Source organism: Maribacter spongiae (assembly GCF_047345125.1).
GTDB lineage: Bacteria > Bacteroidota > Bacteroidia > Flavobacteriales > Flavobacteriaceae > Maribacter.
Map to the genome: position 1 here is coordinate 205,437 of NZ_JBLFEQ010000001.1, position 25,870 is coordinate 231,306.

Sequence of the window (25,870 nt, forward strand, 5' to 3'; positions counted from 1 at the left end):
AAAATTAAAAGAATGAAAAAGTATATAGCGATGGCTATTCTTGCAGTAGGAACGACTTTTACTGCGGAAGCCATGAATGTTTCAAATGAAAATGTCGTAGTAATAGCTGATGATTTTAAAAAAATATCTTCAAAGGAATTAACGCCAGCGGTGATAGAAGAGCTGATAAAGCAATACCCAACTTCCAAATTGGCGCAGGCTTTTAAGAACGATAAAGGGGAATTTAAACTGATTATGGTTTTAAAGAGTGGAACAAGAAGAACGGTATATATTGATTCTTATGGCAATTGGTTGAAAAAGAAGGTGTAAGAACTATTGTCAAATAAGAAAAACTGCGTTTGCAGTTTTTTTTTATGCTAAAAAGTGACTTTTAAAAAATGGGCGTGTCTTATTTAAATGAAAGCGATAGGAATCGTGGAAAGAGGTTAATATCGAACAATGATAAAAGACATGTTGAAATCTATGTTGTTTGGCACGGTAATGATAAGTAGTTGGTTTATAGCTTCCCAAATGATAAAAGGCGATAATGTAAATAGAACAGTGTCAAAAATTACAATAATAGATAACGATGAACAAAATAAAGAAACCTTTGTGGAAACACTAACCATTGACTATGAGGGTAGCACCAAATAACCATGAACTTATAGAAAGACTCCCTTAATTTAGTTAGAATATAAATAATTCGGGTAAAGAGCAATTTTTATCTGGGAAGGGGTTTATAAAAAGCGGTTTTTTTGGTTGGTTGTTGGGGAGTTGCGAGAGCAGCTCCCTTTTTGTGAAAAGTCGAAGGTTTTATGCGTATTTGTTGAAAGAGGGTGTGAGCGACCGATTGGTAATATGAGATGGAATAACTTGTTTGTATCAAGTTGTTTTGGTTTGAAGGGGATAGCATATTGTTGTCCCTTTCAATTTTTAAGATGGTGGTATCATCTATGGTTCGGCCTATGAACAGAATTATCTTCGATAAGTATAGCAGATTGGAAAACGAACTCATTTAAACTTTTTGGGTAAATATGCCGGACTTCGCCTCTTTTACGGAGCGTTTGTAATTACAGTGTGAAATAGGGGTTTCCACAAATGGGGCAGAGCTTTTAGAGCAAGTCTAATAGTAATGGATGTTTTTTTAATATTGTCCTGCATTGCACTCGGAACGAAACTATTTTGAGAAGTTTTTGGGATTTTATGATATTCGCAATGGTAACGATGAAAATAGTGCCGTTTTCGATTTTTGACTAAATTATGGGAAATATATTTATAGCTAGATGAATGAAAAAAATATGCCCTTGCGTTGGGGTATTATCGGTTGCGGTGCGGTGACCGAGATCAAAAGTGGTCCGGCATATCAAAGAACGGATGGCTTTAAAGTTGTTGCCGTAATGCGGCGTAACCCGGAAAAAGTGGAAGATTACGCTAAGCGGCATGGTATTCCAAAATTTTATACCAATGCCGATACGTTAATACAGGATAATGAGATAGATGCGGTTTATATAGCCACTCCGCCCGATTCGCATAAATACTATGCCATTAAAGTCGCTAAATCAGGTAAACCCTGCTGTATAGAAAAGCCTATGGCACCAAACTATACGGATAGTCTTGAGATTTATAAGGCTTTTCAGGAAAAGAATATCCCATTGTTCATAGCGTATTATCGGCGCTCCCTGCCCCGTTTTTTAAAAGTGCGGGAATGGTTGAATTCCAATGAAATTGGAGCGGTACGTCATATAAGGTGGCTTTTGAGCAGGATTTCCGGTCAATTGGATATGTCCGGCGCATATAATTGGCGGACAGATATAAAAGTTGCTCCCGGAGGATATTTTGATGATTTGGCCAGTCATGGTTTGGATTTGTTCATCTTTCTAATGGGAGATATCAAAAGAGCCCATGGCCTTAGTACAAACCAACAAGGGTTCTATTCGGCAAAAGATGCCGTTTCCGGAGTTTGGTTGCATGGTTCGGGAGTTACCGGGGAAGGAAGCTGGAACTTTGGTTGTGATCGCAGGGAGGATAAAGTGGAAATCTATGGAAGTAAGGGAAAGATCAGCTTTTCCGTTTTTGAGGAAGAGGAAATTGTCCTGGAGAATGCAAATGGTATCCAAAGGATTTTTATTGAAAACCCCAAACACGTACAACAATATCATGTTGAAAATTTGGCACATTATTTTTTTGAAGAACGGGAGCATCCATCGACCGGAAAGACGGCGTTGCATACAAGTTGGGTCATGGACAAAATCTTGGGGGCACATTAAGCGGAATAGCCCCTAATTTGAAACACTTACCGTAGAGCCGTTAAATGTAGCGCGATATTCCAACATATCATAATAACGATTGCCATCATCGGGCCTGTTCAGTTGTTGCCCCGTGAACAGGCTATATTGGTAATCTTCACAGGAACACGTGGCCGTCTGGCCATTTAAAGTCATGGTGGAACAATTGTTGGGCGCATGATTGGGGCAACTGGCCTCAAAAGCACGAAATTGGTTAAATCCGGTATTTATGATAAAGACACCACGGGTCCCAACACCATTATTTTCGATCAGGACCGCATTTCCGGTATTGGTCAAGGGGCTGTAAAGGGGGAGGTTCAAATTGGCATCAAACCGGAACCCTATTTCCTGAAGGAATGGATTTCTATTGGTTCCATTACGCTCGCATGATGTTATTAAAATGAGTAAAAATAGGCTTAGTATGCGTTTCATTATGCCATCGGGTTTTATAAGAACATGGACAAAATTGCATAAAAAATATGTATATTTGCGTTAAATCCTCGCTAAAAAGCCTTGTGAACATGGCCTATGCAGAGGATTTCCCCGTTATAAATGACACTATTATGAGCGATGTATCTTACTATACTGCCGAGGGGCTTAAAAAATTAAAGGACGAGTTGAACCATCTTCGTGATATAGAACGTCCAAAAGCTTCACAGGCCATTGCCGAAGCACGGGACAAAGGGGATCTTTCCGAAAATGCCGAATATGATGCGGCTAAAGAAGCACAGGGTCTGTTGGAAATGAAGATATCCAAAATGGAGGCAGTCTTGGCCAATGCCAGGTTAATAGATGAATCCCAGTTGGATACCTCCAAAGTATTGGTCTTATCTACCGTGAAATTAAAGAATCAAAATAACGGTATGGAGATGAAATATACCTTGGTGGCCGAGAGCGAGGCCGATTTAAAATCAGGTAAAATTTCAGTGAGTTCACCTATAGGGAAAGGATTATTGGGTAAAAGTGTGGGCGAAGTAGCGGAAATAACCGTTCCCAACGGCACTTTGAAATTTGATATATTGGAAATTACCCGGGAATAATCAATGATAAGTTGACTCCATTTTTTTAACCTAACTGACCTTAAAAAGCCTATGCCTAGTATATTTACTAAAATAATAAACGGGGAAATCCCTTGCTATAAGGTTGCGGAAGACGATTCTTTTTTGGCTTTTTTGGATATTGACCCAAATGCAAAAGGACATACACTCTGTGTTCCCAAGAAGGAAGTGGATAAAATCATGGATTTGGATGAAAACACGTATTTGGGACTTATGGCATTTGCAAGAAAAGTGGGAATGGCCATTGAACAGGCTGTAGATTGTAAGCGTGTAGGGTTATCCGTTATTGGCTTGGAAGTGCCTCACGTTCATGTGCACCTTATTCCTTTACAAAGTATGGAGAATGCTACTTTTCAGCACAAGGTAAAATTAAGTCCAAAAGAATTTGAAGCTATTGCGGCCCAGATCAGTGCTAAAATTCTATAGTGCCACCTAAGTAAAAATAGATTCCGGTACCTAGCGATACCATAAATAACAATATCAGCATATAGCACAGGAAAGTTGGCTTTGTGGATTTTTTTTCCGGGGTCACGGTTTTTTGATAATAATCGAACATTCGTTCAATATCGTCCGTCCATTTTACGGGGTAGATTATAGAACTACATTTTCTACACACAATTTGATTGATTACCTCATTGGTGGTCTTATGAAAAAAAGCACCATAGCTGTGTTTTTGATAAAAAGTGAGTTTTAGATCCTGATTAAAGCATTCCGGACAATTGTTTTTTAAATCCGCCTCTTTAATGGCCATCAGTTTTTCTTTTGCCATGACTTAATGGGTTATTTTTAAAGATATCTGCATAATAGTGCCCTCTTTGCCCGAGGAAAGGACCTTTATTTTACCTTTATGGTATTCTTCCACGATTCTTTTTACCAGGGATAACCCCAACCCCCAACCTCTTTTTTTAGAGGTGACGCCCGGATTAAAGATAGTGGTAAAATCACGCTTTGAAATCCCATGGCCTGTATCCGCTATAAGGATATTCACGAGTTTTCCATCAGGTACGATCTCAATGGCTATACTGCCTTTTCCCTTCATGGCATCGATGCCATTTTTGACCAAATTTTCAATGGTCCAATTGTACAGGGAACTATTTAACAATACCGGAAGTTTTTCTACTGGGGTAGTAAAGGAAAAATGAATGAGCTTAGAACTCCTTTTTTTCAAATATTCATAGGCGTCCCTGGTCTCCGAAACAATGTCGCTTTCGTTCAATTTGGGTAAGGATCCTATTTTGGAAAAACGTTCTGTAATTGTTTGTAAACGGCAAATATCCTTTTCGATTTCCTTGGTAATGTCGGGATTTATCTTTTCGGTTTTCAGCAATTCGTTCCAACCCAATAAAGATGATAAAGGTGTTCCTATTTGATGTGCGGTCTCCTTTGCCATACCTGCCCATAGTTTATTCTGTTCGGAAGCTTTATTGGTCTTGAACAAGAAATAAATGACCGTACCGAACAAAAAGATGATCAACAAAAGTGCTATGGGATAAAACTTGAGTTTGTTCAAAACTTCTGAATTCCCGTAATAGAGCGTTGCCAGGTGTTCCCCCTGCTGGTCTATGGAAATAGGTGTATTCTCGCTCCTGAATTTTCTGAGCTGTTTTTGAATATAAATAGAATCGGAAGCCAGTTCTTTAGGAATGTTATTGATCCGGATAGAACTGTCCTTATTGATTAGGATCATGGGGGTAGAGGTGTTGTTCTGAAAAACTTTCAAGTGCAAATTCCCCAGGTCAACATCCTCGGCCGATTGTAAAAATTCCGATTGCGCCGTGGCCCAAACCTCCATTTTAAGGCGTTCCTCTTCCTTGAAAGTCTTAAAAAAACTATTGGTATTCCAAAGTATAAGGCTCACCAGAATAAAGGAACCTATGAGAAGAAAAATATTGGAAACCTTATTTTTAGGATTAAAATTCATCCAGTTGTTTTCTAGTATTAAAGATAACCCAAAATGTAGTTAATTGTTGTGTGCTATTTTCTTTGTAGGTTTTATTACCGCCCCATTTTATGTATTTTTGATTTTTATAGTAATGAACTCGTTTAAACGAATTCGATAAGCATATCTAAGATGGAAATAGAAGGAAAAGTAAAATTGATCGGAGAGACCAAAACCTTTGGTAATAATGGTTTTAGAAAACGGGAATTGGTCGTTACCACGGATGAGCAATACCCGCAGCATATCCTTATAGAGTTTGTTCAGGATAAATGCGATTTGTTGAACAACTATACTGTAGGCCAAGATGTGAAAATTGGTATAAATATCAGGGGAAGGGAATGGACCAATCCTCAAGGGGAAGTAAAATATTTTAATTCTATCCAAGGATGGAGAATTGAAAACCTACAGCAGGCGCAACCAGAAGGAATGTCGCCGGTACCACCAATGGAAGCCTTTGAACCTGCGGATAATTTAAATGAAGGAGATCATGATGATCTTCCTTTCTAAAGCACAGGAATATTTTATTTCAACATAATTAGAAACTTAGGAATACGAGACCCGCTTTGGCCGGGTCTTTTTTTTGAATTTTAAGTGCCGGACAAATTTTAGGTTAGCGTACTTTTTTCTAATTTGAAAAGAAAAGAACTTTGGAAAAAGAACAGAGGTACATACGTTTTCTTTCGGACATATTGGAATTCCCGTCCGTGGAGGAAGCAGACCCGGAAGGACTTTTGGCGATAGGGGGCGATCTATCCGCGGAACGATTGTTACTGGCCTACCGGAGCGGTATTTTTCCTTGGTTCAATGATAATTCCCCTATTTTATGGTGGAGTCCGGACCCTCGTATGGTATTGTTTCCCAATAAGATAAAAATATCGAAGAGCATGCGCAAAGTATTGCGTGAAGGGCAATTTAAAATCACAAAAAACACCTGTTTTGAGGAAATCATGGGGCAGTGCGCTTCGGCAAAAAGAAAAGATCAAGATGGCACTTGGATTACGGACGATATGAAAAAGGCATATCTGGGATTGCATGAAAATGGATATGCAAAATCATATGAGGTGTGGGAGGCAGGTGAACTGGTAGGTGGATTGTACGGAATAGATTTAGGACATGTTTTTTGTGGGGAAAGCATGTTCAGTCTAAAAGCCAATGCATCCAAGTTTGCTTTTATCCAATTGGCCAATGAGTTGAGCGAAAAGAAATATAAATTGATCGATTGCCAATTATATACGGACCATCTAGCAAGTCTGGGAGCGGAGGAAATTTCAAGGGTGGCTTTTATGAAATTATTACAGGAAAAGAGCCTGCCCGATCAAGAAAATGGAAGCCCCCCTTTTTAATAAAGCACATGGTCATAATTTGGTGGAAGAGATCGGTGTATATTCAGAAGTTCGCCCTGGGCATTGAACTGGATTTCATGGGCCAAATAACTTCTGCTTTTCTTTCCGGCGACCATAATTTTGTATGTTATGGAAGGAATAATAAGGTTCTGGAAAGTATTTTTTAAGGTATTTTCCAGTGTTTCCTCGGAAGAGGTCGGGTATTGTTGCCATATTTCTTTTAAGCGATATTTTGAAAATGCCTTCTTAACATAACGTTCAATGGCCAAGAATGTTTCTGAAGGAATATCTATGGGTTTGATCAGGATTTCCATATTTCCCAATTTTCCGTTCTCGTCAAACACTGCATTATACCAGAGCCGGTCTTTCTTAAACCTTGCCTCAAAGCTCGATTTAATGCTGTCCGTCTCCTTATAGAATTTTAGTTTTTTTGCGCCTTCCAACTTTTTATCGATCAATTCCAGGGCCGTTTTGGGGAATTGTGATTTTAGAATGCGGTATTTACGCTCATATTTATGTTGTGCGATAGTACAGTGACCGCACAGGAGAAGAATAACGGCAAGGCTTCCAATAGTTATTTTCATTAAAAACGAGTAATGTTTAAACCTGATCGTACCTAAAACAACCCATCTCATGGTCGTTGACCATGCCCGTAGCCTGCATATGGGCATAGACCACTGTACTGCCCATGAATTTAAAGCCTCGTTTTTTTAAATCTTTGCTGATAGTGTCCGACAAAGCAGTATTGGCCGGGGCATCCTTATAATTTTCAAATCGGTTCTTAATAGGTTTGCCATCAACAAACTCCCAGATATAGTTGCTAAAACTCCCAAATTCCTGTTGAATTTCCATAAAGGCCTTTGCGTTTGCCACAGTGGCGTTTATTTTAAGTTTATTGCGCACAATACCGGTGTCCTGTAAGAGTTCGTCAATTTTGGATTGATCGTAGTGGGCTATTTTTTTGTAATCAAAATGATCAAAGGCCTTTCTGAAATTTTCCCTTTTCTTCAAAATTGTTATCCAACTTAACCCGGCCTGAAAACTTTCCAAAATCAAAAATTCAAACAAGGTATTGTCATCTTTTACCGGCGAACCCCATTCCTGGTCGTGATAAGCTTCATATAACGGGTCGCCCACACACCACCCACACCTGTGTTTCTCCATAAGATAAATATTGAATTAAAGGTAATTCAATATTTTAAAATTACGGATACTGCACAAATAGATATTTCCAAGATAATATTGAAAAGGAGCGTCATGGCCATCTTTTAGGGTTGTTAAAATCACTTCAATACCGACCATCGTAAGTTTTTAAGAAAAAAACTACTTAATATGACCAATATCAGTTTTTTGAAACAGCAGATGAGATAATTTTGTGGCGATATATCCTAAATAAAAATGATGAATACAATATTCGAAAACATAAAACAGGAGTTGATCAAAGTAGCTCTGGACAAGGCATATACCTATGGACAATATAGGGATTTGGTCACTAGATTGGCCGAGGAGGGCAAGTCTACCGGGCCAACTCAAACGGAAGCCCTGACCAATTATACGCAATTGAACGATAGGCGTATGAAACGTTGGGACAAGGTATTTAAGGTAGCTTCCCAGATAGTCGATAAAATTTCTAGAATAGATAAAAAAATCACCTGGCTGGTACTTACGGAAAGTTGGTGTGGAGATGCTTCGCCGGCCTTGCCCGTAATGCAAAAGATAGCTGAATTGAATCCCAATATTGATTTTAAGATCGTCCTTCGGGATGAAAATCCGGAGTTGATGAATCAGTTTTTGACCAATGGAGCCATGTCCATTCCCAAATTGATCCAAATAGATACCGTTTCTAAAGAACCGATCGGGGAATGGGGGCCACGCTCAAAAAATGCGACCAAACTCGTTGAAGATTATAAAGCCGAACATGGGACATTAACACCCGAGTTTAAACAAGACCTTCAAGTGTGGTATAATAAGGACAAAGGGCAGAGTGTATTTTCGGATTTATTGGAACTACTTCCCCTGGAATAGGTACGTAATACTTCCTTTTTGTGAAGTTTTGTTGGAAGTATTGAATTTTGCCTTCAGGGCATAAGCAATGGCGTTGTCCACCAGACAACCATTGGAAGTACCGGAGCTTTTTGCATTAAAATGGGCTTCGGTTACGTTTCCGGCCCCGTCTACTTTAATGTTGATAACAACCTTACCACCTTCTATACAGGTGTAAATGGGAGGCGGTAGTCTATGACTTGTCCTATCCACCAATGAATAGGAAATGGAGGTTCTTCTTTCCGCAAGATTATTGGTAAACTCCTGTTTTTGGGCTTCCTTTTCCCCTAACAGTTGTTTTTTTTCTTCGCGTTTTTTGGCCAGTTCCTTTATTCTGGCATCATATTCGGAATCTAAAAGAGTGTCCTCGGACGGTTCCCCTTCACCCATTTCGGCCTTTTCCTGTAGGATTTCCTCCAAAGTCTTTAAGGGTTCCGGGTTGCCATAACTGGGCTTTGCGGTTTCATTAAAGGCCATGTGACTTTTTATGGGGTCGTTCTTGGCCATTTCTTCCAGGAGTTTTTCTTTTTCCTCCATAAGTTCTTCCAAATCTTCTTCCAGAACCATTTCTACAACGTAGTCGTCATCTCCCTCGGATCGTTGTCCTAGATGGATATTGTACAGCACCAATACCATGATCGCCATTGAGAAAATGGTGATGAGCAGGGACAATTGTTGCCGGTTTAAATTCATGGATAGTATAACCTTCTTTTTGTTAAAATATTTCGGGAAATAGGTCGAAATAAAAAGGACTTGCCTTTTATTCGTTCGTATTTCCTAATAGACCGTCCGCATAAATTATAGGGTCTACGGCTATATTTACGTTGTAATCGCCTATTTTGGTTCTTCTTAGTTCGGATAAATGCCCTCCGGATTTCAACGTTTTGCCCAGGTCATGGGCCAAGGATCTTATATAGGTGCCTTTACTACATACCACGCGGAACTTGATTTTAGGCATAGTTATCTGGGTAATTTCAAACTCATGAACGGTAACTTTTCGAGCTTTGATTTCAACCTCTTTGCCTTCCCTTGCGAACTCGTAAAGCCGTTTTCCATCTTTTTTCAATGCCGAGAAAACCGGGGGATATTGTGCTATTTCCCCAACAAAAGTTGAGGCCGCGTCCTGAATCAATGTTTCGGAAATATGGGTTATGGGAAAGGTCTTGTCCACCTCTGTTTCCAAATCATAGGAAGGCGTGGTAGCACCTAAAGTAATGGTACCCGTATATTCCTTTACCTGACCTTGAAATTCAGGAATCTTTTTGGTGAATTTTCCGGTACAGATCAGTAATAGTCCCGTTGCCAGGGGGTCTAGGGTTCCGGCATGACCTATTTTTATTTTTTTTAGCCCGAATTTCTTCCGAATGGCCCATTTTAATTTATTTACCGCCTGAAACGAGGACCACCCCAGAGGTTTGTCGATCAAAAGTAATTGACCGTTTAAATAATCTTGTTTGGTCAAATTTGGCATAATTCAAATAACGGTCAAGAATTAAAAAATCCATAACTTATGGCGATCAATCCTACTATAAGGCAATAAATGGCAAAATAGGTAAGCTTGCTTTTACGTACCAATTGGATCATCCAGGTACAGGCGGCCAAACCGGCGAGAAAAGCGGCTAAAAATCCAACCCCCATGGCGAGGTTATTTTCACCTGAAAAAGTGAGGTCGCCACTTAGCAGGTCCTTGGCTATTTTTCCAAAGATCAAAGGCACGACCATTAAAAAAGAAAATCGGGCCGCTTTAGATTTATCAACGCCCAAGAGTACCGATGTGGATATGGTGGCCCCACTTCTGGAAATACCCGGCAGCATGGCAATGGCCTGTGAAATGCCAACTATAAATGCGTTGCCGAAACTTACTTTTTTTTCGGTATCCTTGGCTTTATCGGCAAAATAAAGCAGTACCGCAGTAATCAACAACATAAACCCTACAAAGCGGATATTACCTCCAAAAAAGGCTTCCAATTGCGCTTCAAAGAACAAACCTATCAAAACAGCAGGAAGCATAGAAACAATGATCTTTAATGAAAATTGGGACTCCTTGTTCCATTTAAACCGCAATAGGCCTTGAATAATTTCCCAAACATCTTTTCGGAATACGACTATAGTGCTCAAAGCTGTCGCAAAATGAAGTACTACGGTAAATAAGAGGCTTTCCTCGGGAACGGAATTATCTCCCAAAATAGCTTTTCCCAATTCTAAATGTCCGCTGGAAGAAACCGGAAGGAATTCGGTCAACCCCTGGATAATGCCAAGGATAATCGCATCAAGTGTATCCACTTAGTTCTTTTTTTTATGGGGGTTCAATAAAATGGCGTAAATCTCTATTCCCAATCCTATAAGTACCAGGGTAGGTGCCAGGCGAATACGTCTAAAATTATATATTTCGGGATTGAATACGTTGGGGTCATCACTTCCGCCACCGCTCATCAATATAAATCCCAATGCAATACAGGCAATACCGATGAACATAAACAGATAATTTTTCTTTTGAAAAATAAACTCTTGTTTAGGTACTTGCTCAACTTTGTTCTTTTTGCTCATGGCACAAATTTATAAAAAAGAAACTCGTTTGAAATAAACGGTTTGGGGTTGAATATCGCAAAAGCGAAATGTCCCTAAATCTAATAGTACAATTCGTCCGTTCTTAAGTTAAGGAACCGTTGTGTGGCAAAATAGGTACTTATAAAGGAAATAAGGATGCCCAATAGAAATATGCCCGCAAGCAGGGCGATTAGCATATAGGGCTCTTCCAAAAGTTCCAAATCCTGAAAATTGGTGTGGACGTAATAAATGACGCCTCCAATGGCCATCAGGGCCAAGAGTGCCCCTAACATGCCTAATTTTATATTCTGCCAAACAAAAGGTCTCCTGATAAAAGTTTTGGTAGCACCCACCATTTGCATGGTCTTAATAATAAAACGTTTGGAATAGATAGAAAGGCGAATGGAACTATTGATCAACAAGACCGCTATAAAAGTAAATATGGCACTTGCCACCAAAATCCAAAATCCTATTTTTTCAACGCTATTGGCAACCATACGCACGAGCACTTTATCATAACTTACCTCGTCCACATAACTTTTTTCGGAAAGATCGGCGGCAATTTCAGTTACTTTTTCGGCCGTGACAAAATCGGCCTTCAGCTTTACATCAATGGAATTTTTTAAGGGGTTGTATCCCAGGTAGTCTACAAAATCCTCCCCTATTTCTTTGCTATGTGTAGCTGCTGCCTCCTCTTTGGAAACATAAGTGGCGGATTTTGTGTAATCGGACATGGCCAAGGTCTTTTTCAATTGATCCACTTCTATTTCCTTGGTTCCTTCCTTTAAAAAGATAGATATGGTAATCCGCTCTTTGGAGCGGTCCGCCATTTTTTTGGTGTTGAGTACCAAAAGACCCAATATGCCCAGTAGAAATAAGACCAAAGCAATACTGAGCACCACTGAAAAATAAGAAGATATCAGCTTTCGTTTTTGATAGTTTTCAAAAGAGTTGCTCATAAAAGGTAATCAATATGTAAAAATAGGAAAGTAAATTGAATAAACTTATTTTTGCCGGGAACAGATAAGACCTGTCAAGTTTCATTTACTGAGCTTCCTGAAAATGGGTTCAGGATGAATATTTCCGAATTATACCGGACAGGTCCAATACATGAGGATATGCAATACAATTTCAATGAAATTGAGGCCAAATGGCAGAAATATTGGGCAGAAAACCAAACGTTTAAGGCCGAGAACAATTCTGATAAAAAGAAGTTCTATGTGTTGGATATGTTCCCCTATCCTTCGGGAGCGGGATTGCACGTTGGGCATCCATTGGGATATATTGCCAGTGATATTTATGCACGTTATAAAAGACATAAGGGATTTAATGTACTCCATCCGCAAGGATATGACTCCTTTGGGCTGCCTGCCGAACAGTATGCCATACAAACAGGGCAGCATCCGGCGGTTACGACGGAAGAAAACATAAGGACCTATCGCCGCCAATTGGATCAAATAGGGTTTTCTTTTGATTGGAGCAGGGAACTCCGCACTTCAGATCCAAAATATTACAAATGGACACAATGGGTCTTTATCCAATTGTTCAGTTCTTGGTACAATAAGGATTCCGATAAGGCGGAGGATATTGATGGATTGATTTCCATTTTTGAAAAAAATGGGAATGTAGGAGTAAATGCGGTATGTGATGATGATGTCCGCCAGTTTTCGGCAGGAGATTGGAAGGGATATGGCGATAAGGAAAAACAACGGATATTGTTAAAATACCGTTTGACGTATTTGGCGGAAAGTGAAGTAAACTGGTGTCCCGCATTGGGTACGGTCTTGGCCAATGATGAAATTGTAAACGGAGTTTCCGAGCGGGGAGGGCATCCGGTCGTTCGAAAGAAAATGACGCAATGGAGCATGCGCATTACCGCTTATGCCCAACGTTTATTGGACGGTTTGGAAAAAATTGATTGGCCGCAGCCCTTAAAGGATTCCCAGACCAATTGGATCGGTAGAAGTGAGGGGGCTGAAGTAGAGTTTAGAGTTCAGGGTTCAGAGTTCAGAATTTCTGTTTTTACGACAAGACCCGATACCATTTTTGGTGTTTCCTTTATGACCTTGGCACCGGAACATGAATTGGTGTCCAAGATTACTACACTGGAACAAAAAGCCGAGGTAGAGGCCTATGTGGAAGCCACCGCCAAACGTTCCGAACGTGATCGTATGGCCGATGTAAAGACTATTTCGGGTGTATTTACGGGAGCTTATGCGGAACATCCATTTACCAAAGAACCTATTCCTATCTGGATCGGGGACTATGTATTGGCCGGTTACGGTACTGGGGCGGTAATGTCCGTTCCCTGTGGCGATCAGCGCGATCATGATTTTGCCAAACATTTTAATATTCCCGTTCCCAATATTTTTGAGGGCGTGGATATTTCCGAGGAAGCTTTTTCGGATAAAACTACTACGATCATTGCCAATTCCGATTTCCTGAACGGACTATCCTATAAGGAAGCTACCGGAAAGGCAATAGACGCCCTGGAAGAACTGGGGCAAGGCGAAGGAAAAATCAACTACCGTTTGCGGGATGCCGTTTTTAGCCGCCAACGTTACTGGGGAGAGCCCTTCCCCGTGTATTATGATGCGGACGGTATGCCACAGATGTTGAATCAAAAGTTTCTCCCCTTGGAATTGCCCGAAGTGGATAAATACCTGCCTACCGAAACCGGTGAACCCCCTCTTGGAAATGCAAAAAAATGGCACTGGTTGCAGTATGGGGACAAAGGTAGCGTGGTTTCCGAGGAAGAATATAACAATTCCTCTCCCACAGGGAGGTTAGGAGGAGCTTTGGAATTGAACACCATGCCGGGTTGGGCTGGCAGCTCCCAGTATTTTAACCGGTATATGGATCCGCACAATGAAGAGGCGATATTCTCTCCAGAAGCCATTAATTATTGGCAGGATGTGGATTTGTACATTGGCGGTAGCGAACATGCCACAGGACATTTATTATATGCCCGTTTTTGGCAGAAATTTATGTTCGATAAAGGCTTGGTTCCCAAAGATGAGTTTGCCAAAAAATTGATCAATCAGGGGATGATTACGGGGACGAGTGCCATTGTTTATAGAATTAGTGGAGAGAATAAATTTGTTTCCAAGGCGCTTAAAGAGAATTATGATGTTGAAGAGTTGCGAATAGATGTTGGATTGATAAATACTTCTGATGAAGTTGATGTTGAGCAGCTAAAACTATGGCAACCTCAATATGCAAATGCTGAATTTCTTTTAGAAGATGGCAAATATATAGTTGGTCGGGAAGTTGAAAAAATGTCGAAACGCTGGTATAATGTTGTGAATCCAGATAATATTTGCGAGGAGTACGGGGCGGACAGTTTGCGTTTGTACGAGATGTTTCTGGGGCCCTTGGAGCAATCCAAACCCTGGAACACGGCAGGGATTACCGGCGTGCATTCTTTTTTGAAAAAACTGTGGAGGTTATACCATACCGGTCCGGACAATACTTTTTACATAACCGATATTCCTGTCTCGGAAGAACCGGAAGGAGCCAAAACGCTTCATAAAACCATTAAAAAAGTAGCGGAAGACATTAAGAACTTTAGTTTTAACACTTCGGTTTCAACCTTTATGATCTGTGTAAATGAACTGACGGCCCAAAAATGTACCAGCAGGACAATTTTGGAACCTTTGGCAATTTTAATATCGCCCTATGCACCACATATCGCAGAAGAACTTTGGGAGAAAATGGGGCATTCGGAATCTATTGCCACGGCATCTTATCCAAAATTCGAGGAAAAATATTTGATTGAAAGTAACAAGGAATACCCCATTTCCTTTAACGGGAAGATGCGGTTTAAGCTGGACTTGCCATTGGATATGGACAAAGAAGCCATAGAAGCGGCCGTTATGGCCCATGAAAAGACCCAACAGCAATTACAAGGGCGTACTCCCAAAAAAATAATCGTGGTTCCCGGAAAGATCGTGAATATAGTAGGGTAAGCCCCTTTTACATTCATTTAAGATAAAAATAATTTTCCCTTAAATACAGGAAATGTTATATGTTCTTTTTTAGCACCCGGATAGTAATCCGAATTGGAGGTGCTTTTTTGTATAGTACCTTAGCATATAAAATATAAAACCATGCCGACCATAGAAATTTTAGGCCTAGTCGCGGCCGTGCTTACTACATCATCCTTCGTGCCCCAAATGTATAAGACGTGGAAGGAAAAATCAACCAAGGATATTTCCATGTCCATGTATTCCGTGATGTTTATCGGGGTGGTATTATGGTTGACTTATGGTATTTTAATTGATAGTCTTCCGGTTATTTTGGCGAACATCATTACGGCCCTGCTTATTTTTACGATGCTGGTCATGAAATTAAGGTATAAATAGTTTCTTCGGCTCTAAGAACCCGACTTCAACAAGCTGCTAAAATGGCAGTGGATTTGCCAAAGCGTGTATAAACCTTTAAATGGCGGGATTTTTGTACTTTGATTATAAGATTCCAAAAACAGTGGGAATCTTAGTATCTTTAAGTTAAAATTAAAAATGGTAAGGTTATGATGGGATATTATATATTAATTGGGGCAATTGCTTTGGTGAGTTGGGTGGTGAGCAACCGATTAAAAAGTAAATTCAAGCACTATTCCAAAGTCCATTTACAGAACGGGATGAGTGGTGCGGAAATTGCAGAGAAAATGCTGGCCGACCACGGTATCAGGGATGTAAAAGTGATTTCTACGCCCGGAATGCTCACAGATCACTACAATCCAAAAAATAAAACGGTTAACCTTAGCGAAGGGGTCTATAGTCAACGAAATGCAGCGGCAGCGGCCGTTGCGGCCCATGAATGTGGACATGCCGTACAACATGCACAAGCGTACGAGTGGCTCACCATGCGTTCTAAATTAGTGCCCGTAGTCAGTGTTACATCAGGAATGTCCACCTGGATAGTGTTCGGTGGTTTGGCACTTGGTGCGGCTGCCGGTATCGGTTTAGGCTATTGGGTGGCCGTTGCCGGATTGGTAATGATGGCCGCGGCAACGTTGTTCAGTTTTATTACATTGCCTGTAGAATACGATGCGAGTAATAGGGCCTTAGCTTGGTTAAAGCAGAAAAATGTAGTGACACAACAAGAATACAAAGGATCTGAAGATGCTTTAAAGTGGGCGGCAAGAACCTATTTGGTAGCGGCCATCGGTTCTTTGGCGACCCTTGTATATTGGGGACTTCAGGTTTTTGGCGGCCGGGACTAATTTTATGTCTTTTTAAATAAGATTGGGCCCCTATACATATAGGTGCCCCCTTTATTTTAAAAGCTAAGACCGTACGCCAAGAGTACATATTTGTGATTTTTGGCCAAAGGACTTTCGGTACTGTTGTACCGGATTCCTAATTTATAATTGTTACGCCCATAGCGATGAAAAAAATCGACCCCTAATCTATAAAGGGCATTTTCCGCTTCGGTCGTGAAAATGGAATCGTCACCAAAGAGATTTCCCTCAATTAATCCATTATAGAATACCCTTCTATACGAAAAATGCAGGGCGAAATAGATTTCCCTGTCCGTACTGCCCAACTGATCATAGGCAATGGTCTTATTTGTCTCATTTCTTCTTCCAAAATAAAAGATAGCCTCCGGTTCTATGTAGATATCCCGTGTACCCAAGGCCAGATTTGGTTTAAAAGCAAACCTAACGCCAAAAGGTACTGGAACGAGTTCCCATTCTTTTACATAATTAGTGTACAGGTTTGCGTGAAAGCTGTCCGCAAGTTCATCGGTCCATAATGGCGAATCCGATATGGCTATAAGGCGATGGTACCAACGTTGAAATCCACCGGCACCCGAGTTCGGACCTGCCAGACCCAATGCCATATTGATTTGAAAAAGTTGATGTTCCCCGGCCGTGGACCATGAAAAGGTAAAACCGGTAAAACCGGCATAGGGCCTGTCAAAATTAGATGAATTGGCAGATTGTGTTTGGGATGGGGTAAAAACTTCTTGGCTTAGGGAAAGAGCAATTTGTTCATGGCTATTTTGGAACAAACCCTTTTCCAGACGTTTGCGATAAGTGAGAAAAAGTCCGGATGTATAGTATTTATCCGTTAATAAAAAGAAATCATTATCGTGCCTGAGTTCAATTTGTTGGGTGAGTGGAGCCGTAATCTGTTTTGTTTGGGAAATTGCGGTATCTACAGAAAACGACAACCATAATAAAAGACCCCAAAAATAGCATGGGTTGTGCAACATATGCATGCTTGGTCGTTAAATGGTTATCTGCCTATCAATTTGTTGCGCCAATGAAATAAAAGTCTCCGTGCGGGAAATGCCTTCTATTTGTTGGATTTCCCTATTCAATACTTGCATTAGATGCTCATTGTCGCGGCAAAGTATTTTAATCAAGATAGACCAATTGCCCGTAGTATAATGGCATTCCAAAACTTCGGGGATTTTTTCAAGTTGCTTCACGGCCGCCGGATTGCTCATGGCTTTGTCCAAATAAATACCGATATAGGCCATAGTGGTATAACCCATTACTTTTGGGTCGATAACAAATTTGGAACCTGCCAAAAGACCGGAAGCTTCCAGTTTTCTAAGACGTTGATGAATGGCGGCACCAGATATACCAATGCTTCGGGCAATTTCTAAAACAGGTTTTCGGGCATCTGACATTAAGAACCTTAGAATTTTCTTGTCAATACCATCAATTTTGACTTTTTCATTACCAGATTTCATAATATGCATTTCAAATGAGAAGTAAAAATAGAGATTAATTGTTAAATTGATTTTGAAACAACCCGTTTTGAGGTGAGATGCAAGTTCCTGATAAACTTTTTTGAGTGTTTTGCTACGGTTCGGTATTGAAACCTGAAACCAACGGAATACCATATCTGATTTGGAACGATACTTTTCATAGGCCTAATGTAATATTGACAGGCTCCCGGTTTTTTAGACGAAAAGAGTTTCTTTTTATTGGTAGGGAAGCTTGGCTATGAGAGATTTTAACCCGTAACCGAATCCGGATCGTAACCCAAATAGGGAACCTCGAACTCCTTAAAACGGATACCATAGTTTTTAAGCTCCGATAAAATTGGTTCGTAGATTTCCTTAGAAATAGGAATCTGTACGCCCGGGGCGGTAATTTTCCCATTTAGGATAAGTAAAGTGGCTATGGCTACAGGCAATCCTACTGTTTTGGACATTGCCGTATGTACCCTGTCCTTGCCTATTACAACGGTGTTGGAATCTATTTGTTTCTTTTTGCCATTGATCTCATAACCAAATTTATGATACATGACGATCATATCCTTTTCATTGGGTTTAAGTGTCCAACTGTCCTCTAATATTTTTTGGAGTATTTGGGCGGGAGTGGCATTTTTAAGGTTTATTATTTTGGTGTCATCGAATAAATCCAACTCCTTAAGTTTTTCCCACATGATATCATCCTGATCGATCTTGAGGTAATGGCGCAGTTTAAGCTCAACGGAATCTGTACGGGAATAGGGCAGGAACAGATTTACAAATTCCCGATAGCTCATATGTTCCGAATTTTCGACCGTATAACTATCGTCCGTCATGCCCAGTTCTACGAACATGTTCCAAGCTTTTGAAAAACCTACCCGTCGCATAGTGCCCCTGTAAATGGTAAGTGCATCCTGTAGGCCATAAGCCTCTCTGTAGTTGAGCGAGTCTCTGTTGGCATAGCCTTCAAACTTTCCGTAGCCTTCTATTTCAAAAAATTCGGTACGCCTAAAAAGTTTGTGATAGGGAATGTATTTATAAGTGCCTTCCTGAATAAATTTAGCGGTACCGCCTTGACCTGCTATAACTACGTTTCTGGGATTCCATGTAAACTTATAATTCCAAAGGTTATGATCGGATTCCGGGGCGACCAACCCCCCCGTAAATGACTCGAACAATACTATTTTACCACCTTTCTCCCTTATACCATCAATAACCTGCATGGCACTCATGTGATCTATTCCGGGGTCAAGACCTATTTCGTTCATAAATACAAGTCCGCTTTCTTTCACCTTATTTTCCAGAACTTTTATTTCTGGGCTTACATAGGAAGCCGTGACCAAATGCTTTTTATAAACAATGCAGTCCTTGGCAACTTTTAGGTGAAACTGTGCTGGTAACATGGAAACAACGATATCTGAAGCCTTGATCGCTTTTTTTCTTTCGCTTTCATTAAATATATCCAACAAGATGACTTTGCATAGAGGATGTTCTGAAATGGCCTTGGGAACAGTATTGGGGTTTAGGTCGCCCACGGTAAGATATAGGTTTTCTGAGCGTGCCTTCCCTAAAAAATAATCCAACAGGTAAGAGGTGGATTTGCCGGCTCCTATTACAAGTATTTTTCGCTGCATGGGATTGCTTATTTTTGTAGGTAACGAAAGACCAAGATATCAAATTGTTATATATGCAAAAAAACATCATTATTAAGTTATGAACAAAACAATTTATATTGCGGCTACGGTTTTGGGAACCTTGGCGGTACTGTTCGGGGCCTTTGGCGCACATGGGTTGGAAAAGCTCGTAACTCCCAAAGCTGTAGAGAGTTTTGAAACAGGGGTACGATACCAGATATACCATGCTTTCTTCTTGTTTATTCTAGGGTTGTTGCCAAACCTTTCCACAAAACAAAAAAAGATCGTTTATAGCCTCATTTTAACAGGTATTATTTTGTTCTCGTTTTCCATTTATCTTTTGGCCCTGAATTCCCTCATAGAGGTCGATTTTAGGAAAATTGCTTTTTTAACGCCCTTGGGAGGAAGCTTATTGATTGCTGGGTGGACTACCCTGGGATATCATCTGGTGCGGTCTAAAATTGATTATTAAATCCTTTTTTATAAGGCTTTGTAATTTGAATTTATCATAAATGACTATTTAATTTTATCGATTTCGTAATATTATTGTCATTTATTGATAAAATAATAATGAATTGTAAATCCCCAATGAGAATTTTTTGCAAATTTTTTGAGAACGATGGGGATTTCATATTTCTGCCGTAAATAGCGTGAATTCAGTAAGTAAGCTGAGAAGACGGTATATAATTTTAATAGCTTTGCAGCAACAAAAAATATATCATGGATAGTTCTACCAAGATTGCCAAGACGGTTTCGTTGAAAAATTATGGAATAGACCATAATAATATTCATTATCAATTAAGTCCAAAAGAACTTCAAGAGTTTACGGTAGAGAGTTGTATGGGGATAGAGACTGCCAATGGGACGCTTGCGGTAAATACCGGTGAATTTACGGGGAGGTCGCCCATGGATCGTTTTATTGTGAAGGATGCTGTTACAGAAGATAAGATTTGGTGGGGGGATATCAACATTCCTTTTGATAGCGATGCATTTGATGCACTTTATGAAAAGGTGATTGCCTATCTTAATACGAAGGAACTGTTTGTAAGGGACAGTTACGCTTGTGCAGATCCGGACTACAAACTCAATATTCGGATAGTGAATGAATATCCTTGGTCCAATATGTTTTCTTACAATATGTTTCTACGGCCTACGGAGAAAGAATTGCAAAATTTTGAACCCGAATGGACGGTGGTAAACGCTCCTGGATTTATGGCCGATGCAAAGGTTGACGGTACGCGGCAACATAATTTCGCCATTCTTAACTTTTCCCGAAAAATTGCTTTAATAGGAGGTACGGGTTACACCGGTGAAATTAAAAAAGGAATTTTTTCGGCCCTTAACTTTATCCTGCCCGTTTATAAAAACACCTTGCCCATGCATTGTTCGGCCAATGTAGGAGAAGGTGGGGATACGGCCATCTTTTTTGGCCTCTCCGGAACAGGGAAAACTACATTGTCAACAGACCCCAATAGAAGGCTTATCGGGGATGATGAGCATGGTTGGACGGCAAAAAACACTGTTTTTAATTTTGAAGGCGGATGTTATGCCAAGGTAATCAACCTATCAAAAGAGCAGGAGCCAGAAATTTATGGTGCCATAAAACCGGGCGCTATTCTGGAGAACGTAATTTTGGATAATTCCGGGAATGTTGACTTTGCAGATACTTCCATTACCCAAAACACCAGGGTCAGTTACCCTATTTATCATATTGATAATATTCAGGAACCGTCCATAGGAAAAAATGTAAAAAATATTTTCTTTTTGACCGCGGATGCCTTTGGGGTATTGCCTCCCATATCCAAATTGACCCCGAGTCAGGCCGCATATCATTTCATCTCTGGATATACGGCCAAAGTGGCCGGTACGGAGGCTGGTGTAGTAGAACCACAACCTTCTTTCTCGGCTTGCTTTGGTGCTCCTTTTATGCCGCTGCATCCTACCGAATATGCTGAAATGCTGAGTAAAAAGATGAAGGAATCCGGTGTTGATGTCTGGCTGGTAAATACTGGATGGACCGGTGGTCCTTATGGCATAGGTACACGAATGAAATTAAAATATACAAGGGCAATGATCAGTGCCGCACTGAGCGGAACATTAGGTTTGTATTCCTATGATAACTATCATATCCATTCTGTTTTTGGAGTGGCCCAGCCCAGGGAATGTCCCGGGGTTCCTACCAGTGTTTTAAGCCCACGGGCCACCTGGAACAATGATGATAAGTATTATAAGACCGCTTTTAAACTTTCCAATGCGTTTCGTGAGAACTTTAAAAAGTTTGAGAAATACGCCAGTGAGGAAATCAGGCGAGGCGGCCCACAACGGTATGCTTTTTAATAAAAATGCCCAATCGTTAGATTGGGCATTTTTTATTTTATTGTTCGAAAAACCTATTTGTTTACACTGGTAATATATTTCTGCAAGGCCATGGTCATAGACGGTGTTTCAGGGGTCGGGGCCTTGATGTCTATTCGCAAACCGGCATCTGTGGCAGCATTGACGGTGCTATTGCCAAAAACCGCTATTCTGGTATCGTTTTGTTTAAAATCGGGAAAATTCTGAAGTAACGATTCTATCCCCGAAGGACTAAAAAAGACCAAAACATCATAATATACGTTCCGTAAGTCCGAAAGATCACTGATAACCGTTTTGTAGAAAATTCCTCTTTTCCAAGAAATAGTAAGGCCATCCAATGTTTCCGGTACTTGGGGTTTTAATACGTCCGATGAGGGGAGCAAAAATTCCTCGCCCTTATATTTTTTTATCAAAGGTATCAAATCCGAAAAAAGCCGTTTCCCGACATAGATTTTTCTTTTCCTGTAGACCACGTATTTTTGAAGGTAGTACGCTACTGCTTCGGACTGGCAGAAATACTTCATGGTATCCGGTACCTTAAATCGCATTTCTTCGGCCAACCTAAAATAATGATCAACGGCATTTCTACTTGTAAGGATGATTGCAGTATAGTCTTTTAAGTCTATTTTCTGTATTCGAACATCCTTGGCATCCACTCCTTCCACATGAATGAAAGGCCTAAAATCTACCTTAACCTTTTCCTTATCAATAAGTTTAGAATAGGGAGAATTTTCCATTTTTGGCTCCGGCTGGGAAACCAAAATCGTCTTTACCTTCATATTAATGAACTATTTTAGAAAGTTTCCCACAATAATCAGCGGTGCTATTTCGAGTGCGCAAAGGTACAAAATAAAATAGAAAAAATAGTTCATCACAAATTTTTGATAATTCTTAATCACTGTTACCCAACCAATAACATTGACTATTATAAATAGAAGAAAAGCCACTAAAGTTACAATTTTGGAGTGCACAAGAACATAGGTCAAAATAATGTTGGCAATGAACAATACAATACCTCCATAATTCAAATAAGAAATTTTTTTAAAAATGAGTTCGCTGAAAATTTGGGAAGAACCAAAAATAAAACCATTGCCCAATTGAAAAAAGCCTTTAAGACAAATAAACAAAAAAAGACCTAAAAGAATCATGGGGAACAGAAATAGATGATCTTGGTCTTCCATCCCCACAAAGGCACGACGGGCCAGGAATATGAACAAGGAAGAATTAAGTAATTGAAAAATGGTAAAAAAGATATGGAACCAATTAAAAAGCTTTTCCTTCTTATTGTACATAAAAATGTACTTATTGTTAAGCGGTAAAATTATAAAGTTTAAAAAGCGGGGATAAAAAAAAAGCTTGGCCAAAAGAACAAAAAGCAAGCTGCCGAAAATGATCAGTGTAATCCAATCCGATGTATATGTCGCTCTTGCAATAGGGTCCATTAATTAAGCGGTATTGGTTTCCCGTTAAGACCAAAATACAGATTGTTTTCGGAAATGACTATTCTAAAGTTGGCCAGATTTTCTTTTTTGGATGAAGGAAGGGTAATGCTCAAACCAATGGAATCTTTTGCTTTTAGATAGTTGATGTCCTTTGAATTTGGAATGGCGGTTATTGAGCGTATGTCCCGTGGTTTTCTATAGGCGTCCAAATAGGCTATGGCAAATTGGAGCTCTTTCATGGGGATATCAAAATTATAGGGATTATAGACCTTAAAATCCAACGATTGTCCAATGGTAATAGGAGATACTTGCCCAGTAAGGGTACATTCTAAATTACGATAAGATTTAAAATCATCAATAAACTTTCCATAAAATGTACTGCCGTCCGTTTTTGTATAGCTAAAGGGGCCACTTTTCATGTATTTAGAGATATAGAGTATTTTTTTGCCCCTTACCTGTTCTTCCGAACCGTCAATGGTATATTGATTTTTTCTGTATTGCACATTATTCAGTGAGAATGATGTCTTTCCACCAGAATAAAAGGCATACATGGGGGCTCTCCTGTATGAATTTTCAAATACTACAGGAATTGCCCCTGCCTTATCCGCTACTTTTTTGACCCAATCCTTATTGCCATGACTTTCATAATAGAAATTGAACAGAAGGGGCTGATAAATCAAACCGGCCCTTAAGTAGAGCATAAGAATAATATTTATTGTCCCAAGCCTATAGATCCACTTTAAGCTTTGTTTGTGTCGCAACATAAAATTAAAGGCAATAATGGCCAGGGGAATAGAAATAACGACTACCCATTGTGTTTGTATCCTCCTGTTAAAGCTGGAAACAAAAAAGAAAAGTATGATCCCGTACGTTAGAAAGAGAAGTGCCCTGGTGAACAACTCTTTGGATCTGGTTTTAATCAGGGCATAATATATAAAAGGGAAAGTAAGTCCAAAAAGTGCTATCAGGTTTACAAAAAAGCCCAGAGTGTATTTTTCAAAGCTATAGGCTCCGTTGGGCCTTTCGTACAGGTGATATTTGATAGAGACAAAATCATTTGCATAAAGCCAGTAAAAATGGGGTATGTAGCATAGTAACGCCGTACATACCGCTAACCATGCATATTTGTTCTTTACCAGGTTCAGGTTGGACAACAGTACAAATAAAATAACCAACACGGCGTGGTACTTACTGTACATAAGTGCAGCCATTATTACGCCCAACGCTATTGCCAACAACAATGTGGGTTTTTCAATAAAGCGTTTATAGCTCAGTAAAAAACAGGAAGTAAAAAATAATAAGGGGGTGTCCGGTAAGGTGAAAAAACCATATGCATTAAGAAGGGTCATGGAAAAGACCAGCACAAAAAAATGAGGGATATATTCATTTTTTCTGGGATTGTCTATGAGCGACCAAAGTATAATCACATTTCCCGCGGAAAGTAAACAACCGATAAACCTAACTCCCAGTTCCCCGTTAAAAAAGAGTGCGCTTATCTTAATGAGCAGCGCTACCATGGGAGGGTGGTCAAAATACCCCCACGCCATGTTTTGGCTATAGTACCAGTAATAGGCCTCGTCAAAAATAAGCTCGGTAAAAGAGGCCTGGATCAGGTTGAATACCAAAAAAACAGTAAGGAAATAAAAGAAAGGTTTGGGAATTTTTTCTAACATTCGTTGGCTTTGCTTGGGCAAAATTACAAATTCTAAGGATTAATCTATTTTAAAAAAAATCATAAACAGGGGATACCCGTTTTAACACCGTGATGAAAACATTACTTTTGTGCAAACAGGCTAATTTTTATGTCCAACAGCATTGTTATTATTCCAACGTACAATGAAATTGAAAACGTTGAAGCTATCATTAGAGCGGTTTTTGATTTACGGAAAGATTTTCATGTGCTTATAGTGGATGACAATTCACCGGACGGAACGGGGGATTGCGTCAGGAAATTACAGAACGAATTTAAGAACAGACTCTTTTTGGAAACCCGTACGGAAAAATCCGGCCTTGGAACGGCATATATACACGGTTTTAAATGGGCCATAGCCAGAAAATACGACTATATATTTGAAATGGATGCGGACTTTTCGCATAACCCAACAGATTTGCCGAGACTGCATAAAGCATGTGAAAATGGTGCGGACATGTCTATTGGATCCAGGTATAAGAAAGGGGTTAATGTAGTTGATTGGCCTTTGTATAGGGTGCTTTTATCTTATGGAGCATCATTTTATGTCAAGATAATTACGGGAATGCGGGTACATGATCCTACGGCAGGTTTTGTTTGTTATAAGAGGCATGTATTGGAAAATATAAATTTGGACTCGGTTCGTTTTGTAGGCTATGCTTTCCAGATAGAAATGAAGTTTAGGACGTATTTGAAAAAATACAGGATAGAGGAGATTTCCATCATTTTTAGAGATCGGATAAGGGGCAAGTCTAAAATGAGCTCTTCCATAATAAGCGAAGCCGTATGGGGCGTATTCGTTATGAAACTTCGTAGTCTTTTTCTAAGAAATAAATTTTAG

The 25,870-nt window shown here is 39.9% G+C and carries 30 protein-coding genes; 14 read left to right on the forward strand and 16 right to left on the reverse strand.

Going from position 1 to position 25,870, the window contains the following annotated elements; translation table 11 throughout:
• The first annotated feature begins 12 nt into the window (after positions 1-12).
• The 3 genes from ACKWB9_RS00950 to ACKWB9_RS00960 all read left to right on the forward strand — a co-directional run bounded on the left by ACKWB9_RS00950 (position 13) and on the right by ACKWB9_RS00960 (position 2,246).
• A complete protein-coding gene (locus tag ACKWB9_RS00950; protein ID WP_414001101.1) occupies positions 13-309 on the forward strand; it encodes a hypothetical protein in 297 nt (98 codons plus the stop codon).
• A 129-nt stretch (positions 310-438) separates the two neighbouring features.
• Positions 439-633 carry a hypothetical protein gene (locus tag ACKWB9_RS00955; RefSeq protein ID WP_414001102.1) on the forward strand — a complete coding sequence of 65 codons (195 nt, stop codon included), beginning with the start codon at positions 439-441 and terminating at the stop codon, positions 631-633.
• 629 nt (positions 634-1,262) lie between these two features.
• The gene (locus ACKWB9_RS00960; protein WP_414001103.1) at positions 1,263-2,246 is read left to right on the forward strand and encodes a Gfo/Idh/MocA family protein; all 984 of its coding nucleotides are present in this window, start codon (positions 1,263-1,265) and stop codon (positions 2,244-2,246) included.
• Positions 2,247-2,258: 12 nt separating this feature from the next.
• On the opposite strand, the gene ACKWB9_RS00965 is transcribed toward ACKWB9_RS00960, so the two are convergent.
• Complete coding sequence (locus tag ACKWB9_RS00965) at positions 2,259-2,696, reverse strand: Rieske (2Fe-2S) protein (protein ID WP_414001104.1); 438 nt, start codon at positions 2,694-2,696, stop codon at positions 2,259-2,261.
• Between the two features lie 131 nt (positions 2,697-2,827).
• On the opposite strand from ACKWB9_RS00965, the gene greA reads away from it, so the two are divergent.
• Positions 2,828-3,304 (forward strand): transcription elongation factor GreA, encoded by a 477-nt coding sequence (gene greA, locus ACKWB9_RS00970; protein WP_414001422.1) that lies wholly within the window; start codon positions 2,828-2,830, stop codon positions 3,302-3,304.
• A 51-nt stretch (positions 3,305-3,355) separates the two neighbouring features.
• A complete protein-coding gene (locus ACKWB9_RS00975; protein WP_414001105.1) occupies positions 3,356-3,748 on the forward strand; it encodes an HIT family protein in 393 nt (130 codons plus the stop codon).
• On the opposite strand, the gene ACKWB9_RS00980 is transcribed toward ACKWB9_RS00975, so the two are convergent.
• Together ACKWB9_RS00980 and ACKWB9_RS00985 are read right to left on the reverse strand one after the other, a co-directional pair.
• Positions 3,735-4,091, reverse strand: coding sequence for a hypothetical protein (locus tag ACKWB9_RS00980; RefSeq protein ID WP_414001106.1), 357 nt, complete (start codon positions 4,089-4,091; stop codon positions 3,735-3,737). The two genes, ACKWB9_RS00975 and ACKWB9_RS00980, sit on opposite strands and share 14 nt — an antisense overlap.
• A gap of 3 nt (positions 4,092-4,094) precedes the next feature.
• On the reverse strand, positions 4,095-5,243 hold the full coding sequence (locus tag ACKWB9_RS00985) for an ATP-binding protein (protein ID WP_414001107.1): 1,149 nt from the start codon (positions 5,241-5,243) through the stop codon (positions 4,095-4,097).
• Between the two features lie 150 nt (positions 5,244-5,393).
• Here ACKWB9_RS00985 and ACKWB9_RS00990 point away from each other — a divergent pair, with 150 nt between their 5' ends.
• Both ACKWB9_RS00990 and aat read left to right on the forward strand, forming a co-directional pair.
• Positions 5,394-5,768: a DUF3127 domain-containing protein gene (locus ACKWB9_RS00990; RefSeq protein WP_414001108.1), complete on the forward strand. Its 375-nt coding sequence runs from the start codon at positions 5,394-5,396 to the stop codon at positions 5,766-5,768.
• A gap of 140 nt (positions 5,769-5,908) precedes the next feature.
• A complete protein-coding gene (aat, locus tag ACKWB9_RS00995) occupies positions 5,909-6,604 on the forward strand; it encodes a leucyl/phenylalanyl-tRNA--protein transferase (protein ID WP_414001109.1) in 696 nt (231 codons plus the stop codon).
• Here the strand turns inward: aat and ACKWB9_RS01000 are convergent.
• Positions 6,601-7,188, reverse strand: coding sequence for a hypothetical protein (locus ACKWB9_RS01000; protein WP_414001110.1), 588 nt, complete (start codon positions 7,186-7,188; stop codon positions 6,601-6,603). The genes aat and ACKWB9_RS01000 overlap by 4 nt on opposite strands.
• A gap of 16 nt (positions 7,189-7,204) precedes the next feature.
• On the reverse strand, positions 7,205-7,768 hold the full coding sequence (locus ACKWB9_RS01005; protein WP_414001111.1) for a DNA-3-methyladenine glycosylase I: 564 nt from the start codon (positions 7,766-7,768) through the stop codon (positions 7,205-7,207).
• A 237-nt stretch (positions 7,769-8,005) separates the two neighbouring features.
• On the opposite strand from ACKWB9_RS01005, the gene ACKWB9_RS01010 reads away from it, so the two are divergent.
• Positions 8,006-8,629 (forward strand): thioredoxin family protein, encoded by a 624-nt coding sequence (locus ACKWB9_RS01010; protein ID WP_414001112.1) that lies wholly within the window; start codon positions 8,006-8,008, stop codon positions 8,627-8,629.
• On the opposite strand, the gene ACKWB9_RS01015 is transcribed toward ACKWB9_RS01010, so the two are convergent.
• The 5 genes from ACKWB9_RS01015 to ACKWB9_RS01035 form a co-directional block, all read right to left on the reverse strand.
• Complete coding sequence (locus tag ACKWB9_RS01015; protein ID WP_414001113.1) at positions 8,612-9,340, reverse strand: hypothetical protein; 729 nt, start codon at positions 9,338-9,340, stop codon at positions 8,612-8,614. The genes ACKWB9_RS01010 and ACKWB9_RS01015 overlap by 18 nt on opposite strands.
• Before the next feature lie 67 nt (positions 9,341-9,407).
• Positions 9,408-10,118: a tRNA pseudouridine(55) synthase TruB gene (gene truB, locus ACKWB9_RS01020; RefSeq protein WP_414001114.1), complete on the reverse strand. Its 711-nt coding sequence runs from the start codon at positions 10,116-10,118 to the stop codon at positions 9,408-9,410.
• A 14-nt stretch (positions 10,119-10,132) separates the two neighbouring features.
• Positions 10,133-10,930, reverse strand: a complete 798-nt coding sequence (locus ACKWB9_RS01025; protein ID WP_414001115.1) for an undecaprenyl-diphosphate phosphatase — start codon at positions 10,928-10,930, stop codon at positions 10,133-10,135.
• Positions 10,931-11,194, reverse strand: coding sequence for a DUF3098 domain-containing protein (locus ACKWB9_RS01030; protein ID WP_414001116.1), 264 nt, complete (start codon positions 11,192-11,194; stop codon positions 10,931-10,933). It lies immediately after the preceding gene.
• An 80-nt stretch (positions 11,195-11,274) separates the two neighbouring features.
• Positions 11,275-12,153 carry a cell division protein FtsX gene (locus ACKWB9_RS01035; RefSeq protein WP_414001117.1) on the reverse strand — a complete coding sequence of 293 codons (879 nt, stop codon included), beginning with the start codon at positions 12,151-12,153 and terminating at the stop codon, positions 11,275-11,277.
• A 159-nt stretch (positions 12,154-12,312) separates the two neighbouring features.
• Here ACKWB9_RS01035 and leuS point away from each other — a divergent pair, with 159 nt between their 5' ends.
• The 3 genes from leuS (at position 12,313) to ACKWB9_RS01050 (ending at position 16,421) form a co-directional block, all read left to right on the forward strand.
• Positions 12,313-15,162, forward strand: coding sequence for a leucine--tRNA ligase (leuS, locus tag ACKWB9_RS01040; protein WP_414001423.1), 2,850 nt, complete (start codon positions 12,313-12,315; stop codon positions 15,160-15,162).
• Positions 15,163-15,303: 141 nt separating this feature from the next.
• Positions 15,304-15,558: a SemiSWEET family sugar transporter gene (locus tag ACKWB9_RS01045; RefSeq protein WP_414001118.1), complete on the forward strand. Its 255-nt coding sequence runs from the start codon at positions 15,304-15,306 to the stop codon at positions 15,556-15,558.
• A gap of 167 nt (positions 15,559-15,725) precedes the next feature.
• On the forward strand, positions 15,726-16,421 hold the full coding sequence (locus ACKWB9_RS01050; protein ID WP_414001119.1) for a zinc metallopeptidase: 696 nt from the start codon (positions 15,726-15,728) through the stop codon (positions 16,419-16,421).
• Between the two features lie 56 nt (positions 16,422-16,477).
• Here ACKWB9_RS01050 and ACKWB9_RS01055 read toward each other — a convergent pair whose 3' ends face one another.
• The 3 genes from ACKWB9_RS01055 to ACKWB9_RS01065 form a co-directional block, all read right to left on the reverse strand.
• Positions 16,478-17,422 carry a lipid A-modifier LpxR family protein gene (locus ACKWB9_RS01055; protein WP_414001120.1) on the reverse strand — a complete coding sequence of 315 codons (945 nt, stop codon included), beginning with the start codon at positions 17,420-17,422 and terminating at the stop codon, positions 16,478-16,480.
• Between the two features lie 9 nt (positions 17,423-17,431).
• Positions 17,432-17,902 carry an Lrp/AsnC ligand binding domain-containing protein gene (locus ACKWB9_RS01060; protein ID WP_414001121.1) on the reverse strand — a complete coding sequence of 157 codons (471 nt, stop codon included), beginning with the start codon at positions 17,900-17,902 and terminating at the stop codon, positions 17,432-17,434.
• 266 nt (positions 17,903-18,168) lie between these two features.
• Positions 18,169-19,542, reverse strand: a complete 1,374-nt coding sequence (locus ACKWB9_RS01065) for a saccharopine dehydrogenase family protein (RefSeq protein ID WP_414001122.1) — start codon at positions 19,540-19,542, stop codon at positions 18,169-18,171.
• 79 nt (positions 19,543-19,621) lie between these two features.
• Between ACKWB9_RS01065 and ACKWB9_RS01070 the strand changes: the two genes are divergently transcribed.
• Together ACKWB9_RS01070 and pckA are read left to right on the forward strand one after the other, a co-directional pair.
• Positions 19,622-20,014, forward strand: coding sequence for a DUF423 domain-containing protein (locus ACKWB9_RS01070; protein WP_414001123.1), 393 nt, complete (start codon positions 19,622-19,624; stop codon positions 20,012-20,014).
• 248 nt (positions 20,015-20,262) lie between these two features.
• On the forward strand, positions 20,263-21,879 hold the full coding sequence (pckA, locus tag ACKWB9_RS01075) for a phosphoenolpyruvate carboxykinase (ATP) (protein WP_414001124.1): 1,617 nt from the start codon (positions 20,263-20,265) through the stop codon (positions 21,877-21,879).
• 53 nt (positions 21,880-21,932) lie between these two features.
• On the opposite strand, the gene ACKWB9_RS01080 is transcribed toward pckA, so the two are convergent.
• From ACKWB9_RS01080 to ACKWB9_RS01090, 3 genes are read right to left on the reverse strand one after another with little or no spacing between them, the layout of a single operon-like run.
• A complete protein-coding gene (locus ACKWB9_RS01080; protein ID WP_414001125.1) occupies positions 21,933-22,676 on the reverse strand; it encodes a uroporphyrinogen-III synthase in 744 nt (247 codons plus the stop codon).
• A 9-nt stretch (positions 22,677-22,685) separates the two neighbouring features.
• The gene (locus tag ACKWB9_RS01085) at positions 22,686-23,339 is read right to left on the reverse strand and encodes a DUF4271 domain-containing protein (RefSeq protein WP_414001126.1); all 654 of its coding nucleotides are present in this window, start codon (positions 23,337-23,339) and stop codon (positions 22,686-22,688) included.
• Positions 23,339-25,012, reverse strand: coding sequence for an ArnT family glycosyltransferase (locus ACKWB9_RS01090; protein ID WP_414001127.1), 1,674 nt, complete (start codon positions 25,010-25,012; stop codon positions 23,339-23,341). Before ACKWB9_RS01090 ends, ACKWB9_RS01085 begins: the two co-directional genes overlap by 1 nt.
• A gap of 129 nt (positions 25,013-25,141) precedes the next feature.
• Between ACKWB9_RS01090 and ACKWB9_RS01095 the strand changes: the two genes are divergently transcribed.
• Positions 25,142-25,870, forward strand: coding sequence for a polyprenol monophosphomannose synthase (locus tag ACKWB9_RS01095; RefSeq protein ID WP_414001128.1), 729 nt, complete (start codon positions 25,142-25,144; stop codon positions 25,868-25,870).

Bases quoted from the DNA above. Each gene is read 5' to 3' on its own strand.
- ACKWB9_RS00990 (WP_414001108.1), top strand. From the start codon at position 5,394: ATGGAAATAGAAGGAAAAGTAAAATTGATCGGAGAGACCAAAACCTTT.
- ACKWB9_RS01035 (WP_414001117.1), bottom strand. From the start codon at position 12,153: ATGAGCAACTCTTTTGAAAACTATCAAAAACGAAAGCTGATATCTTCT.
- ACKWB9_RS01030 (WP_414001116.1), bottom strand. From the start codon at position 11,194: ATGAGCAAAAAGAACAAAGTTGAGCAAGTACCTAAACAAGAGTTTATT.
- ACKWB9_RS01000 (WP_414001110.1), bottom strand. From the start codon at position 7,188: ATGAAAATAACTATTGGAAGCCTTGCCGTTATTCTTCTCCTGTGCGGT.
- ACKWB9_RS01005 (WP_414001111.1), bottom strand. From the start codon at position 7,768: ATGGAGAAACACAGGTGTGGGTGGTGTGTGGGCGACCCGTTATATGAA.
- ACKWB9_RS01050 (WP_414001119.1), top strand. From the start codon at position 15,726: ATGATGGGATATTATATATTAATTGGGGCAATTGCTTTGGTGAGTTGG.
- ACKWB9_RS01080 (WP_414001125.1), bottom strand. From the start codon at position 22,676: ATGAAGGTAAAGACGATTTTGGTTTCCCAGCCGGAGCCAAAAATGGAA.
- ACKWB9_RS00975 (WP_414001105.1), top strand. From the start codon at position 3,356: ATGCCTAGTATATTTACTAAAATAATAAACGGGGAAATCCCTTGCTAT.
- ACKWB9_RS01065 (WP_414001122.1), bottom strand. From the start codon at position 19,542: ATGCAGCGAAAAATACTTGTAATAGGAGCCGGCAAATCCACCTCTTAC.
- ACKWB9_RS01045 (WP_414001118.1), top strand. From the start codon at position 15,304: ATGCCGACCATAGAAATTTTAGGCCTAGTCGCGGCCGTGCTTACTACA.
- ACKWB9_RS01060 (WP_414001121.1), bottom strand. From the start codon at position 17,902: ATGAAATCTGGTAATGAAAAAGTCAAAATTGATGGTATTGACAAGAAA.
- ACKWB9_RS01085 (WP_414001126.1), bottom strand. From the start codon at position 23,339: ATGGACCCTATTGCAAGAGCGACATATACATCGGATTGGATTACACTG.
- ACKWB9_RS01095 (WP_414001128.1), top strand. From the start codon at position 25,142: ATGTCCAACAGCATTGTTATTATTCCAACGTACAATGAAATTGAAAAC.
- ACKWB9_RS00980 (WP_414001106.1), bottom strand. From the start codon at position 4,091: ATGGCAAAAGAAAAACTGATGGCCATTAAAGAGGCGGATTTAAAAAAC.
- ACKWB9_RS01055 (WP_414001120.1), bottom strand. From the start codon at position 17,422: ATGCATATGTTGCACAACCCATGCTATTTTTGGGGTCTTTTATTATGG.
- ACKWB9_RS01070 (WP_414001123.1), top strand. From the start codon at position 19,622: ATGAACAAAACAATTTATATTGCGGCTACGGTTTTGGGAACCTTGGCG.
- truB (WP_414001114.1), bottom strand. From the start codon at position 10,118: ATGCCAAATTTGACCAAACAAGATTATTTAAACGGTCAATTACTTTTG.
- ACKWB9_RS00960 (WP_414001103.1), top strand. From the start codon at position 1,263: ATGAATGAAAAAAATATGCCCTTGCGTTGGGGTATTATCGGTTGCGGT.
- ACKWB9_RS00985 (WP_414001107.1), bottom strand. From the start codon at position 5,243: ATGAATTTTAATCCTAAAAATAAGGTTTCCAATATTTTTCTTCTCATA.
- pckA (WP_414001124.1), top strand. From the start codon at position 20,263: ATGGATAGTTCTACCAAGATTGCCAAGACGGTTTCGTTGAAAAATTAT.
- ACKWB9_RS00950 (WP_414001101.1), top strand. From the start codon at position 13: ATGAAAAAGTATATAGCGATGGCTATTCTTGCAGTAGGAACGACTTTT.
- ACKWB9_RS00955 (WP_414001102.1), top strand. From the start codon at position 439: ATGATAAAAGACATGTTGAAATCTATGTTGTTTGGCACGGTAATGATA.
- greA (WP_414001422.1), top strand. From the start codon at position 2,828: ATGAGCGATGTATCTTACTATACTGCCGAGGGGCTTAAAAAATTAAAG.
- ACKWB9_RS01010 (WP_414001112.1), top strand. From the start codon at position 8,006: ATGAATACAATATTCGAAAACATAAAACAGGAGTTGATCAAAGTAGCT.
- leuS (WP_414001423.1), top strand. From the start codon at position 12,313: ATGCAATACAATTTCAATGAAATTGAGGCCAAATGGCAGAAATATTGG.
- ACKWB9_RS01015 (WP_414001113.1), bottom strand. From the start codon at position 9,340: ATGAATTTAAACCGGCAACAATTGTCCCTGCTCATCACCATTTTCTCA.
- ACKWB9_RS01090 (WP_414001127.1), bottom strand. From the start codon at position 25,012: ATGTTAGAAAAAATTCCCAAACCTTTCTTTTATTTCCTTACTGTTTTT.
- ACKWB9_RS00965 (WP_414001104.1), bottom strand. From the start codon at position 2,696: ATGAAACGCATACTAAGCCTATTTTTACTCATTTTAATAACATCATGC.